The organism is Stappia stellulata (genome assembly GCF_020176715.1).
In the GTDB taxonomy this organism is placed as follows: domain Bacteria; phylum Pseudomonadota; class Alphaproteobacteria; order Rhizobiales; family Stappiaceae; genus Stappia.
Genome location: NZ_JAIVMF010000040.1, coordinates 1 through 13,162, shown reverse-complemented (window position 1 = coordinate 13,162; position 13,162 = coordinate 1). Strand labels below are relative to the sequence as shown.

Genomic DNA, 13,162 nt, shown 5'->3' with positions numbered 1-13,162 from the left:
CAAGCCCCAGCCTGAGGTGGCTGGACCAATCTAACCCTGAACCAAAACCGCTCAAAACCTCAGAACCAAAACTGCAAAAAAACAAACCCGCCGAAATCGACGGGTTTGTCAGCAGTCTGGGGCGCCGCGAAGGCGCCCGCTCGTCGTCTTGCCAGGGGCGTTTGACGGCCGGCGTCAGGCCTCGCCCGGACCCTTGCGCACGGGAAGAGCGGACATGTAGTCGGCCACCTCGTCGGTCGGGATCACGTCGGCATATTTGCAGTTCAGGTCGAACAGGCTCATGGCGTGGCTCGCCTCGAACCGGTCGAAGGCCGTTTCTTCGGGAATGACGACCTTGAAGTTGAACGAATAGCCGTCGACGGCGGTCGCGCGCAGGCAGCCCGAAGAGGTGCAGCCGCACAGGATCAGCGTGTCGACATCCAGGAAGTTCAGGTGGCTCATGAACATCGTGCCGAAGAAGGCCGACGGCTTGCGCTTGCCGATCAGGATGTCCTGCGGCTGCGGCGCGAGCGGAGCCACGGTCTGCGTCGCGTGGCTGCCTTCCTGGCTGGTCTTTTCCGCGCCGCGATGGCTCTTGCCGACCTGCACGCCGCTGTCGATCATGTCGGCGCGACGCTCCGACTGGGTGTAGAACACCGGGAGGTTCTTCTCGCGGGCGATCTTCAGGAGCCGTTCGATGTGCGGGACGGTCTTCCAGCCGGCCTCGCCGCAATGGGTGCGGTATTTCTTCAGGCCCTCGCGATGGTCCTCGCCCGGCTCGTCGCCACAGAAATTATACTGCACGTCGATGATGAACAGGGCCGGCCGCGTGCCGAAACCCCCGCGCTTGCCGTAGCCGGCGAGCTGGAAGATTTCCTTGTCCTTTTCGGTCAGGAACTTGTCCCAGATGCGTTCGCTCATGTCTTGAAGTCCTTTCAGCTTAGGCGCTTGAGATAGTGGCCGGGGGCCGTGTCCAGCGAGACGGCCTTGCCGGCGTCGACGGTGAGTGTGCCGCGCAGGACCGTATGGGTGACGGCCCCCCGGAAGGTCATGCCCTCGAAGGGGGAATAGTCGGAGTGGGAGGGATAGTCGGCCGGGTCGACCGTGGTCGAGCCGGCCGGGTCGACGATGGCGAAATCGGCATCATAGCCCGGCTGGATCCGGCCCTTGTTCGGCAGGGAATAGAGCTCCGCGACATTGCGCGAGGTCGTCGCCGCCAGGGTTTCGATGGGGATGCCGCGCTTGTGGTAGCCTTCCTCCACCAGCACCGGCACGATCTGCGCCAGGCCCGGGAATCCGGCGGTGGCCGACCAGATGTCCGGCCCCTTGGTGGCGCGCTTGCGGGCGACATGGTCGGAGCCGATGGTGGTGATCTCGCCGTTGCGAACGCCTTCCCACAGGCCGTCGACATCCGACTGGCTGCGCAGCGGCGGATTGACCTTGCCGATCGACCCAATGCCGCTGTCCTTCGTCAACGACAGATAGTGGATGCAGGTCTCGACGTGGATCGGCGGGCGGCCGGGATGGCGCAGACGGCGCACCAGATCGAGGCTTTCCACCGCCGACATGTGGACGATGTTGACCGGACAACCCGTCTTTTCGCCGAAGAAGGCGACGCGGAAGACGTTCTCGGTCTCAAGGAACCCCGGCGATTGTTCGTCCCAGGCCGGGAGGTCATCGCGGCCTGCGGCCTTCAGCGGCTCGCGGAAGACGGGGATCACCTCGGTGTTCTCGCAATGGACGCTGACGACGCCGTTCTTCACGCGCGAGCCCGCCTGCAGCGCGCGCAACAGCAGGGCGTCGTCGACCTCCGTGAAGCCCTTCGCGGCGCCGGTCGCGCCCTTGTACATCAGATAGACTTTGATGGAGGAAATGCCGTAGCGCCGCGACAGCGCCTGAAGCTCATCGACATGGCGTGTCGAGGTGACACCGAAATGCAGCCCGAAGTCGACGCTGGAGCGCGCCTCGCCTTCCGCGATCCAGGGCGCGGTCGAGGCGTCGAGATCGTCGCTGCGCCAGAAGCTCATCAGGCCGGTGACGCCGCCGAGCGCCGCCGTCGCTGTCTCCGTCGTCCAGTCGTTTTCCTTGTCGCCGAAGCCGATGTGGGTATGCGGATCGATCACGCCCGGCAGGATCCAGCGGTTCGTGCAATCGATCACGCGGCCGGCCTCGACCCGTTCGGACGGATCGAGGATCGCCGCAATGCGGCCGTCAACGATGCCGATGCTTCCGCGCGACACGCCCTCGCCCGGAAAGACGATGTCGCCGTTGGAAAGTGCAAGATCGAATTTCATTCCGCTGCCTCCCGTTGCATGGCAAGGAGCCGCTCGCCGCTGTCGTTCCAGACCTCCTGGCGAACGATCCGCCGGTTCGCGATTTCAAAGCGATCGATGAAGCGGATGCCCTCAAAGGCCGAGCCGTCCGGCCACTCGCCGAACAGGGTGCCGGAGATAAACACGACGGTCGTGTCGCCGTCCGGCCAGGCATCGCGCCGCTCGATCGACTTGCGGATGACGTTGTAGCGTCCACCGGAGTTGCGCACGATTTGCTCGATGTCGGTGAAGTGCCGGCTGCCCGGGAAGGTGATTTGCGGGGCGTCGCCGATGAAGGCACGCGCCGCGTCGAGATCCCGGCGTTCCATCGCGTCGAGGTAGCCGACCGCGATTTCCTTTGCCTCGTCCAGGTTCATCCGTGTTTCCCTTTCAAGCTGGGTGAAAACATCCGTTCAGCGATGCCGCTCGGCGGGCGCCGCCGGGTCAGCCGCGCGGGGCGCTGCCGTGCATGCCGTTTTCGCCGTCCGCTGCGGTGAGCTCGCCGAGCAGTGTTTCGAAGATACCGCCGCGCTCCAGCTGGAGGCGCTCCTGCGGCCCGGAAATGTCGATGCGCGCGGCAAACTCCGTCCGGCGGCCATCGCCGGCGTCGGCCTGCACCTGCACCGGCGTTCCTCGCGCCAGCGCATCGCGGATCCCGCTGAACCTGTAGCGTTCGAAGCCGGTCAGACCGAGCGACGCCGCCGAGGCGCCGTCGTCGAACACCAGGGGCAGGATTCCCATTCCGATCAGGTTGGCGCGGTGAATGCGCTCGAAGGATTCCGCCAGCACCAGCTGGATTCCCAGCAGTTTCGGCCCCTTGGCGGCCCAGTCGCGGCTCGACCCCATGCCATAGTCCTTGCCGGCGAGCACGAAGGCCGGGGTCTCCGTCTCGCGATACCGCATGGCGGCATCATAGACGGTCACCGGGTCGTCCTCCGGCGACAGGCGGGTGAAGCCGCCTTCGATGCCGCCGGCGAGATCGTTCTTCATGCGCTGGTTGGCGAAGGTGATCCGGGCCATGAATTCGTGATTGCCGCGCCGTTGCGTCACGGCGTTGAAATCCTTGGGCGCCACGCCGCTGTCGATGAGATATCGGCCGGCCTGGCTGTCGGGAAGGATTTCGCCCGACGGCGTGACGTGATCGGTGGTCAGCGAATGACCGGCCTTTACCAGAACCCGCGCGCCGTCGATGACATCCGGCAGCGGGCCGCGCGTCAGGTCGAAGAAGGGCGGACGCTTGATGTAGGTCGAGGCCGGATCCCAGGGGAACGTCGCACCGCTCGCGGTGTCCAGTGCATGCCACAGCTTTGAGCCATCGAAGAGCGTCTTGTAGCTCTCGCGGAAGCGGTCGGGCCGCTGGCTGTCGCGCACCAGCCGGTCGATTTCGTCGCGGTCCGGCCAGATGTCGCGCAGATAGACCGGTTTGCCGTCGGCGGACTGGCCGAGCGGTTCGGTCTCGAAGTCGATGTCGACGCGACCGGCGAGCGCGAAGGCCACGACCAGCGGCGGCGAGGCCAGATAGGCCGCGCGGCAGGTCTTGTGGATCCGGCCCTCGAAGTTGCGGTTGCCGGACAAAACGGCGGCGGCGACCAGGCCGTTGTCGAGCACGGCGTCGGCGATCTCCGGGCGAACGGGACCGGATTTCCCCGAACAGGTGGTGCAGCCGTAACCGACGATATGGAAGCCGAGGTCTTCCAGCGGAGCCATCAGCTCGGCGTCCGTGAGATAGTCGCGCACCAGCCGCGAGCCGGGAGCGAGCGAGGTCTTGACCCAGGCCGGGGTTTCCAGCCCGAGCGCGCGCGCATTGCGCGCCAGGAGACCCGCGCCGATCATCACCGAGGGATTGGAGGTGTTGGTGCAGGAGGTGATCGCCGCGACGGTGATGGCACCATGGGTGAGCGTCACGTCCCGGCCGTCGATGCGCACGGACGCGTGCGCGTCCTCCTGGGCGCTCGTCAGGCCGTAGCCGCCATCCTGCGTCGACCGGGTGAGGCACGCCCGGAAGGCGGACTTCATGTCGGTGAGCGACACGCGGTCCTGCGGCCGTTTCGGTCCGGCGACACTCGGTACGATCGACGACAGGTCGATGTCGACGACCTGCGAGAACACCGGATCCGCATCCCCGGGTTCGGCGAAGAGGCCGCTGGCGCGTGCGTAGGTCTCCACCAGCGCCACATGGTCTGGGTCGCGGCCCGACTGGGCGAGATATTCAATCGTGCGTGCGTCGATCGGAAAGAAACCGACGGTGGCGCCATATTCCGGCGCCATGTTTGCAAGCGTCGCACGGTCGGGAACGGCAAGGGCCGCGACGCCGGGGCCAAAGAATTCGACGAAGGCGCCAACCACATTCACTTCCCGCAGGCGCTGCGTCACGGTGAGGACCAGGTCGGTTGTGGTCGCGCCGGCCGGCAGGGTGCCGGTGAGGCGGACCCCGACGACCCGCGGGATGCGCACGACATATTTCTGCCCGAGCGCTGCGGCTTCGCCGTCGATGCCGCCAACGCCCCAGGCGAGAAGCCCCAGGCCATTGACCATCGGCGTATGGGAATCGCAGCCCAGCACGAATTCAGGCGCGACGAAGGGGCCGTGTCCCGGGACGGCCACGGTGTCGATGACCCGGGCGAGCTTTTCCAGATGGACCTGGTGGATGATGCCGGCGCCGGGCGGGACCACGTCGAGGCGGTCGAAGGCCTGTTGCGCCCATTTGAAGAAGGCGTAGCGCTCGTGGTTGCGCTCGTATTCCTTCTCGATGTTGCGTGCCTCGGCGTCCGGCCGACCTGCGACATCGACGATGAGGGAATGGTCGACGACCAGCGTCACCGGAACGCTGGGCTCAACCTTGGCCGGATCGCTGCCCTCGGCCGCGAGCACGTCCCGTGCCGCGGCGAGATCCATCAGCGCTGGCAAGCCGCTGGAATCGGGCAGCAGCACACGGCTGACGGATAGCGGAACGACGAGATCCCCGTCGCCCCCGGACCAGGCCGCAACCCGGTCGACCGTGTCCCCAAGGTCGGGATCGGTCAGCGCCTGGCGGGCAAGATTTTCCAGCACGACGGCGAGGCTCTTCGGCAACGGCTGCTGCCGCGAGCGCGTAAGCGCCTTCAGGTCGATGAGGGTGTGAGCGTCCGCGCCGCTGACCGGGAGCGTGGCGAAGGGTATGCGCTTCTGGCTTTGCATGGGTCCTCCTTTCCCTCGCACTTATCGGTACGGCGAAAAAGTGTCAACACTTTTGTTGAAACAAGCTTGAATGCCAATGAAAATTGGGCTAGCGTCGCCATAATTGCAATATGTTTTGGCGAAGTGTCGACAGAAGGGGTGTGTCTTGGCGGAGAAGCAGCAGAGGACGCTGGTCGACCAGGTTTTCAAGAAGATATTCGATCTTCTGGTCCGCGGCGAGATTCCCTTGGGTGGCGTCGTGAACGAGGCCGCCCTTGCCGAACGGTTTCAGGTCTCTCGCGGCCCGGTCCGCGAAGCGGTCAAGCAATTGCAGGGCCGGGCCCTGGTCGTCAAGGAGCCTTACCTCAAGGCCCGTGTGGTGGATCTGTCCGTCGAGGACATGATCGAGATTTTCCAGTTGCGCGAAGCAGTCGAGGGCATGTCGGTACGGCTGGCAACCCAGACGATGTCCGACAGCGACCTCGACCGTCTGCTGGCGGATTTTTCCGATGCGCTGGAGAACAAGGATGGTCCGGTGCTCGATGTGCATGTGCGCATTGCCGAGGCAAGCGGCAACAGCCGGATCCGCTCGCTGCTGTGCGACGAACTCTACTATCTGCTGCGGCTCTATCGCGCGCGGTCCGGCGATGTGCCGGGGCGGCGCCAGAATGCCTTTTCCGAACACTGGCAGATCCTGCGGGCCATGAAGGCGCGTGATGCGGATCTGGCCGAATCCTTGATGCGCGCGCATATCGCGCGCGCCACCAGCGCCCTTCACGACCTTCTGGAATCCAAGGACGAGGACGGCGCGGACCAATCCGAAAAGAGGAATGCCGGATGAAGAAAACCGATCCCCGACAGGCAAAACCGACAAGGGTCTTGCGGGAACTGCTCGCAGGCGAGGATATCCTCGTTTCACCCGGCGTATACGACGGTTACAGCGTGCGGTTGGTCGAGAAGATGGGGTTCAAGACCGCCTGCACCACCGGTGCCGGTCTTGCAAACTCCCGCATGGGCGTTCCGGACGTCGGCATCATGGGGCTGACGGACAATGTCGATGCCTGCCGGATGATCGCGCGCAGCGTGTCGATCCCGGTGATGGCCGACGCCGACACCGGCTACGGCAATCCGGTCACCGTCTATCACACGATCCAGCGCTTCGAGGAGGCCGGTGTTGCCGGCGTCAACATAGAGGACCAGGTCAGCCCCAAGCGCTGCGGGCACATGACCGGCAAGGACGTCATCGACATGCGCGAGATGGCGCGCAAGATCGAGGCAGCCTGCGATGCCCGCCGCGATGACGATTTCGTTGTTCTGGCGCGCACCGACGCGATCGCCGTGGAGGGACTGGAAGGCGCCATTCGCCGCGCGCGGCTCTACGCAAGCGCCGGCGCGGATCTGATCTTTGCCGACGCCATTCACGGCGAGGACCAGATCAAGGCGCTGGTCGACGCCGTCCCCATCCCGGTTTCGGTGAACATGGGCTTTGGCATCCGCAACCGCCCGACCACGCCGCTCATTCCGGTCCGCCGCCTGGCGGAGCTGGGCGTCAAGCGCGTGACCCTGCCGCGCATGCTTCCGGCAGCCGCATTGATGGCGATGGAAAACGCTCTCGCGATCCTCAAGGGATCCATTGCCACCGGAGAGGTCGTCGACCGCCCGGATCTTCTCGTCGGCATCGACGATATCTGGGGCCTGATGGGTCAACCGGAAGTCAAGGCGATGGAAGCCTATTACAACGACCTGGACGGCGTGGATACGGATCCCGCCGATGCCCCGCTCAAGGTCGGCACCGCCGTGTGAGCGACCTGACCGGTTTGGCACGAACCAGCGGCGGCCCTCGGGCCGCCGTTTTCGTTTGTCTGTGCCGGGGTGGCAACGCGACGACCTGTGCCGCACGGTGTCGCCGTCCGGCTGAAGGCGCCTGACACGCGTAACCCCGTGGACTGCACGGAGGCTGGAGTGCACGGAGGGTGGACTGCACTGGGGGTGGTGGGGACCGAAAAAAGGGCCGGCGCATGGGCCGGCCCTTTCGGTGTTCCCGCGTCTTTCGCGGTGTTTTGCTAGAACGCGCGTTTCAACCGGCTTGCCGTCCGGCGCAGGCTCGGCAACACCAGCAGCAGAACAAGGCCCGCCGAACAGGCGAGAAAGGCTGCACTGATCGGACGGTCGACGAAGGTCCACAGGTCGCCGCGCGAGAACAGCAGCGCCCGGCGGAAGTGCTGTTCGATCATCGGTCCCAGGATGAAGCCCATCAGCAGCGGTGCCGTCGGATAGTTCAGCATGTTCATCAGGTAGCCGATCACGCCGAAGACGATGACCGTCAGGACGTCGAACGGATTGTTGTTGACGCTGTAGACACCGACGCAGATGAAGAAGATCACCGCCGGGAACAGCAGCCTTTGCGGGATCGTGAGAATCCGCACCCAGACGCCGATCAGCGGAATGTTCAGCACCAGCAGCATCAGGTTGCCGATCCAGAAACTGACGACGAGGCCCCAGAACAGGTCCGTGTGCACCGTGAAGAATTCCGGGCGCGGCGTGATGCCGTGGATCATCATCGCGCCAAGCAGCACGGCCATGGAGGCGTCGCCCGGGATGCCGAGCGCAAGCGTGGGGATGAAGGCGGCCTGGGTCGAGGCATTGTTCGCGGCTTCGGGGGCGGAAATGCCCTCGATCGCGCCCTTGCCGAAGCGGGACGGGTCGCGCGCCACGCGCTTTTCCATTGCATAGGCGAGGAAGGCGGCCAGCGTCGGCCCCGCGCCCGGCAGCATGCCGATGAAGGAGCCGATGCCGGCACCGCGGATCGCCGGCTTCCAGGTCTGGCGCAGGTCGTCGCGGGTGGGCAAAAGCTCGCGCAGCCGCACCTTTTGCAGCTTGTCGGTCGGCCGGTCGGGCTGTCCCGCGTTCTTCAGGATTTCCGCGACGCCGAACAGGCCCATCGCCATGGCGACGAGGTTCAGCCCGTCCTGTAGTTCCAGGATGCCGAAGGAATAGCGCACGGTGCCCGAGGTGGTGTCCATCCCCACCATCGCAAGCAGCAGCCCGGCGATCACGGAGACGATGCCTTTCATCGGACTGCCGATCGCCATGGTCGCGGCGGCCACCAGGCCGAGCAGCATGATCGAGAAATATTCGGCCGAGGAGAAGCTCAGCGCCATCTTGCCGAGCGCCGGGGCGAAGCCCATCAGCAGGATGATGGCGACGCAGCCGCCGAAGAAGGAGGTGATCGTGGTGATGAAGAGTGCGACCCCGGCGCGGCCCTGCTTGGCCATCGGATAGCCGTCGAGTGCGGTGACCGCCGTTGTCGAGGTGCCGGGAAGGTTGAGCAGGATGGAGGCGGTGGAGCCGCCGTATTGCGCACCGTAGAAGATGCCGGCGAGCATGATCAGCGCGCTCATCGGCTGCAGGTGATAGGTGATCGGCAGGGTCATTGCCACGGCGGCAAGCGGTCCGATGCCGGGAAGAACGCCGATGAACATGCCGATCGAGACGCCGATCAGGCAAAACAGCAGCCCCTCCCAGGTGATCGCCATTTCGACGCCGAGTGCGAGTCCGGAAAGAAGGTCCATCGCGGTTATCCTCCGAAGGGCGAAAGCGGGATGCCGAGACCCCGGATGAAGATGGCATAGCCGGCGGCGCACAGGCCGCCAGCGAGCAGCAGGCTCGCGCGCCATGTGGAGCCGATCTCCACGGAAGCGCAGGCCAGCACGAGAATGACGGTGGAGGGAACGAAGCCGACACGGTCCACCAGCAGCGCCCAGGCGAGGATGCCACCAATGATGAAAACGAAGGGCTTGAGCCGCGGGCGCGTCGCACTTGCCGGAAGGCTCCGGCTTTGCATGGCGACCACGGCGGCACTCAGGATCAGGAGAACGCTGATCGCGATCGGGACGAAGCCGGGCCCCATCCGCGTCACCGTTCCGACCGGATAGTCGCGCGCGATCCATAGGGCGCCGAACCCGGTTGCCATGAAGGCAGAGGCCGCAAGGAGTTCGGGCCTGTTCCACTTCGTTTTCATACGTCCTCCCGGTTCGCGTGAACCCGTTTTCCGAACGCGGCGCCCGGCATTGTCAGCGAGGCGCCGGCGCATTGATACACTGTCTGGCCGGTGATGGCCCCTGCATCGGCGCCGAGCAGAAAGCCGACCGTTGCGGCAATCTCCCTGACATCGATGAGGCGCCCGAGCGGCGGCAGGGCGACCGGCGCATCGCCGCGCTCGGGATCGGCCAGCATCGGCGTGTCGGTCGTGCCTGGCGCCACGACATTCACGGTGATGCCCCGCGCGATCAAGTCCTGCGCCAGCGAAAGGGCCAGGCCGTCCATGGCGGCCTTCGACGCGGCATAGAGCATTCGGCCGGCGCGTCCCCGTGCCGCCCTGCTTGAAACCAGGACGATCCGCCCGCGCCGGTCCGGCATGGTGTCGGCAATGGCGTCGACCAGGCGGGCGGCGGCCGCGACATGGACCGCCCAGAGTTCCGCGCCACCGCTGCGCCATGTGTCCGCATGGGCGTCGCTGCGCATCACGCCGGCGGCATGAACCAGCGCCGTCCAGCGCCGTCCCCGGATCGTTCGGCAGACCTCGGCGCAGTCATCTGGATCCGCGAGATCGGCGATGATGTGGTCCGTGCCGCCTGCGTCCGATTTCCCGAGCGGAGCGCGATCGATCCCCGTGACGCGCCAGCCTTGCGATTTTAGCTGCCGCGCGACCGCCTGGCCAATTCCCGAAGCCGCGCCCGTAACGAGGGCCGTTGCCTGCTCGCCGCCGCCATTGGCTGTTTGATCGTTCATTCCGCTTCCGATTGCCGGGTGTTTGCCCGTCCCGTCCCTCGCGTCCGCCCACATACTCCTTTTTTGGGCTAAACTGTCAACACTATATGTTCGCGCTAAGGAAATATGCCGCTTGTGTGAGCGTCAGGTTTTTGTACGCAGCCGAAAAACAGCAGTTTCCTGTGTTGTCAGTTAGCCACATCTCTTTTTAGGAGCCCGCCGGGAGAGAATGCTGTCGGGTTTTTAGCAAAACGGTTGACACTTCGACCGAGTCTCGGAGATAGTGTTGACACTTTGAACGGGATGCGTTCGCAATGATGAGTGTGGGGCAGTGTCTGTCATGACCCTGCGCGTGAGGCACGCTCTGCCGGGGGATGTTCATGAGCGTCGAGTTCGATATCGAGGTAGACGTTCTCGTCATCGGTGCGGGAGGGTGCGGTCTGGCGGCTGCGATCGCCGCGCAGGATGCGGGGGCGGAAACCGCCATCGTCGAGAAGCTCGACCGTCCGGGCGGCAACACCAGCCTGTCCAGCGGATCCATACCGGGAGCCGGCACGCGGTTTCAGGCCGCAGCGGGCATCGTGGACGATGCCAACCGGTTCCGTGCCGATCTGGCGCGCGTCTCCGGACCTCATGACGCACCTCATGTCGAGGCCGTCCTCGCCGAGCGGTCGGCGGAACTCGTTGAATGGCTTGTCGATTCCGCCGGGGTGACGCTGGAACTGGTTGAGACCTATCGGCACGTCGGACATTCCGTTGCACGCCTGCATGCGCCGCCCTCACGGGATGGCTCGGATTTGATCCGCGACCTGGAACGCACGATCGAAGAGCGGGGCATTCCGGTTGCTTGCGGACAGCCTGCCATCCGCCTTCTGACGTCGGGCGACCGCGTCATCGGCGCGCAAACCCGTGACCGGCGTGGCGAATCCACCCGCATCGGCGCGAAAACCGTGATTCTTGCGTCAAACGGCTTTGGCGCGAACCGTTCGTTGCTGGCCAAATTGTGCCCTCTCGCCGTGGCGGCGCAATACGCCGGGGCTCGGGGCAGCGAGGGCGAGGCGCTCGGCTGGGGGCAGGACCTGCGCGCCGCGACCGGCAACACGGCGGCGTTTCAGGGGCATGCGGCGCTTGCGACGCGCAACGGCGCCCTGGTCACATGGACGGTTGTCGAACGCGGTGCCGTCATTGTCGACCGCGACGGACGTCGTATCGCGGATGAAACGATCGGCTATTCGGCCTTCGCCGCACGGGAACTGGCCGCTGAAGGGCCTTTCCACATGATCTATGACACGCGCATCGCCGGCGACGTGCGTGCCGGTCAGCCAACATTCGCCGAGGTCTGCCAGCCCGGCGTCATGATCGTCGCCGAGACGCTGGAGGATCTGGCCGCGCGCCTTGATCTTAGCGCTTCAGCGCTTGTGGAGACGGTTGCCGGAGCCCGCCAGGCGGCGGAGGGCGGCGAGGATGTCTTCGCGCGCCGCGACTGGGGGCTTGGCCCGCTGGTCCCGCCCTATTGCGCGACCCGGATCGAGCCGGCGTTGTTTCATACCCAGGGCGGTCTGATGATCGACAGCCAGGCGCGGGTCCTGCGCGACGATGGATCGGCCATTGAGGGACTGTTCGCCGGTGGCGGCGCCGCCGTCGGCATCAGCGGGCGCAGCGGGTCCGACGGCTACACGTCCGGAAACGGTCTCCTGTCGGCGCTCGGTCTTGGCTATATCGCGGGCCGAACCGCAGGGCAGGAGGCGCTGCAGGCGCCGCTGTCCCGGCCCGATACGCTTTCCCATACCCATACCCATGTCCAACACGGAGGATGACATGATACGTAAACTCACAGGCCTTTTGGCCGGCGCAGCACTCGCGCTTGGAGCGACGATGGCCCAGGCGGACGAGTTTCCGTCGCGCCCGGTGACCATCGTGGTGCCCTATTCGCCCGGCTCCACGGACACCCTGGCCCGAACGCTTTCGGAAGGGTTGTCGAAGGAACTCGGCACACCCGTCGTGGTGGAAACCCGCCCGGGTGCCGGCGGTACGGTTGGCGGCGCCTATGTCGCCAATTCCGATCCCGATGGCTACACGCTGCTCTTCGCGGTGAGCTCGGTGCAGACCGTGGCGCCGCACCAGCGCGAACTCCCCTATGGCTTTGACGACCTGAAGCCGGTGGCGCGTGTCGCGGTCGGGCCGAATGTGATCGCCGCCCGCGTCGGGGCGCCCTTCACGACCATGGAAGAGATGATCGCCTACGCCAAGGCCAATCCGGACAAGGTGAGCTACGGCAGCGCCGGCACCGGTGGCGCCACGCATATTGCCGCCGAGGCGATTGCGCGTGCCGCCGAACTCGACCTGTTCCACATCCCCTTCGGCGGTGTGACCCCGGCGATCGCCGCGACCGTTGCGGGCGATGTCGATCTGGTGCTCGGTTTTGCCTCCGCGATCCTGCCGCAGGCGGAAGCGGGCAAGCTCGTCGCCCTGGCACAGCTCAGCGAAACCCGGGCATCGCTTGCGCCCGATCTTCCCACGCTCAAGGAAGCTGGTGTCGATCTGGCGTTGCCGCCCAACGTCGGCCTGTGGGCTCCGGCCGGCACGCCTGACGAGATCGTCGACAAGATCTCCGCAGCTGTGAAGGCCGCCGCCGCCGGCGACACTTTCGTCAAGTTCGGCAAGTCGACCCTGACCGAGATCGACTATGCGGATGCCTTGACCTTCATGGAGGTCCTTCAGGCCGAGAACAGCTACTTCGCGTGGCTCCTCCCGACAATCGACTTCTCCAAGTAAGTCGATCGTTGTTGCAGCGTGAAAAGGCCGGCGCCGGTGTGCGCCGGCCTTTTCAGACTGCTGACAAACCCCTGGCTTTGGCCGGGGGTTTTTGATTCATTGTTTTTATGTTGAAGAAGCCCGGCCCGGATCAGACAGCGCTCGAGATGGTGACGCTTGAGCAGCTTGTT

Annotated in this window: 12 protein-coding genes; 4 read left to right on the top strand and 8 right to left on the bottom strand. The window is 65.4% G+C overall.

Features of this window, described 5'->3' with window-relative positions:
* Positions 1 to 174: 174 nt before the first annotated feature.
* The 4 genes from LC092_RS20830 to acnA form a co-directional block, all read right to left on the bottom strand.
* Positions 175 to 900 (bottom strand): isochorismatase family protein, encoded by a 726-nt coding sequence (locus tag LC092_RS20830; protein ID WP_224809632.1) that lies wholly within the window; start codon positions 898 to 900, stop codon positions 175 to 177.
* A 14-nt stretch (positions 901 to 914) separates the two neighbouring features.
* A complete protein-coding gene (locus LC092_RS20825) occupies positions 915 to 2,273 on the bottom strand; it encodes a dihydroorotase (protein WP_224809631.1) in 1,359 nt (452 codons plus the stop codon).
* Positions 2,270 to 2,668, bottom strand: coding sequence for a nuclear transport factor 2 family protein (locus tag LC092_RS20820; RefSeq protein ID WP_224809630.1), 399 nt, complete (start codon positions 2,666 to 2,668; stop codon positions 2,270 to 2,272). The genes LC092_RS20825 and LC092_RS20820 overlap by 4 nt, the downstream gene beginning before the upstream one ends.
* Positions 2,669 to 2,735: 67 nt before the next feature.
* Positions 2,736 to 5,468: an aconitate hydratase AcnA gene (gene acnA / locus LC092_RS20815; RefSeq protein WP_224809629.1), complete on the bottom strand. Its 2,733-nt coding sequence runs from the start codon at positions 5,466 to 5,468 to the stop codon at positions 2,736 to 2,738.
* 145 nt (positions 5,469 to 5,613) lie between these two features.
* Here acnA and LC092_RS20810 point away from each other — a divergent pair, with 145 nt between their 5' ends.
* Positions 5,614 to 6,288 carry a GntR family transcriptional regulator gene (locus LC092_RS20810; protein ID WP_224809628.1) on the top strand — a complete coding sequence of 225 codons (675 nt, stop codon included), beginning with the start codon at positions 5,614 to 5,616 and terminating at the stop codon, positions 6,286 to 6,288.
* Complete coding sequence (locus LC092_RS20805; protein ID WP_224809627.1) at positions 6,285 to 7,250, top strand: isocitrate lyase/PEP mutase family protein; 966 nt, start codon at positions 6,285 to 6,287, stop codon at positions 7,248 to 7,250. The genes LC092_RS20810 and LC092_RS20805 overlap by 4 nt, the downstream gene beginning before the upstream one ends.
* Positions 7,251 to 7,510: 260 nt before the next feature.
* Here the strand turns inward: LC092_RS20805 and LC092_RS20800 are convergent, their stop codons facing one another.
* From LC092_RS20800 to LC092_RS20790, 3 genes are read right to left on the bottom strand one after another with little or no spacing between them, the layout of a single operon-like run.
* Positions 7,511 to 9,019 (bottom strand): tripartite tricarboxylate transporter permease, encoded by a 1,509-nt coding sequence (locus LC092_RS20800; RefSeq protein ID WP_224809626.1) that lies wholly within the window; start codon positions 9,017 to 9,019, stop codon positions 7,511 to 7,513.
* Positions 9,020 to 9,024: 5 nt separating this feature from the next.
* Complete coding sequence (locus LC092_RS20795) at positions 9,025 to 9,468, bottom strand: tripartite tricarboxylate transporter TctB family protein (protein ID WP_224809624.1); 444 nt, start codon at positions 9,466 to 9,468, stop codon at positions 9,025 to 9,027.
* Entirely contained in the window at positions 9,465 to 10,238 is a 774-nt protein-coding gene (locus LC092_RS20790) for an SDR family NAD(P)-dependent oxidoreductase (RefSeq protein WP_224809623.1), read from the bottom strand. The genes LC092_RS20795 and LC092_RS20790 overlap by 4 nt, the downstream gene beginning before the upstream one ends.
* A gap of 359 nt (positions 10,239 to 10,597) precedes the next feature.
* Here LC092_RS20790 and LC092_RS20785 point away from each other — a divergent pair, with 359 nt between their 5' ends.
* The gene (locus tag LC092_RS20785) at positions 10,598 to 12,034 is read left to right on the top strand and encodes an FAD-dependent oxidoreductase (RefSeq protein ID WP_224809622.1); all 1,437 of its coding nucleotides are present in this window, start codon (positions 10,598 to 10,600) and stop codon (positions 12,032 to 12,034) included.
* Position 12,035: 1 nt separating this feature from the next.
* Entirely contained in the window at positions 12,036 to 12,992 is a 957-nt protein-coding gene (locus LC092_RS20780; protein ID WP_224809621.1) for a tripartite tricarboxylate transporter substrate binding protein, read from the top strand.
* On the opposite strand, the gene LC092_RS20775 is transcribed toward LC092_RS20780, so the two are convergent.
* Positions 12,950 to 13,162: hypothetical protein (locus LC092_RS20775; protein ID WP_224809620.1), on the bottom strand; the 213-nt coding region annotated here is incomplete at its 5' end. The two genes, LC092_RS20780 and LC092_RS20775, sit on opposite strands and share 43 nt — an antisense overlap.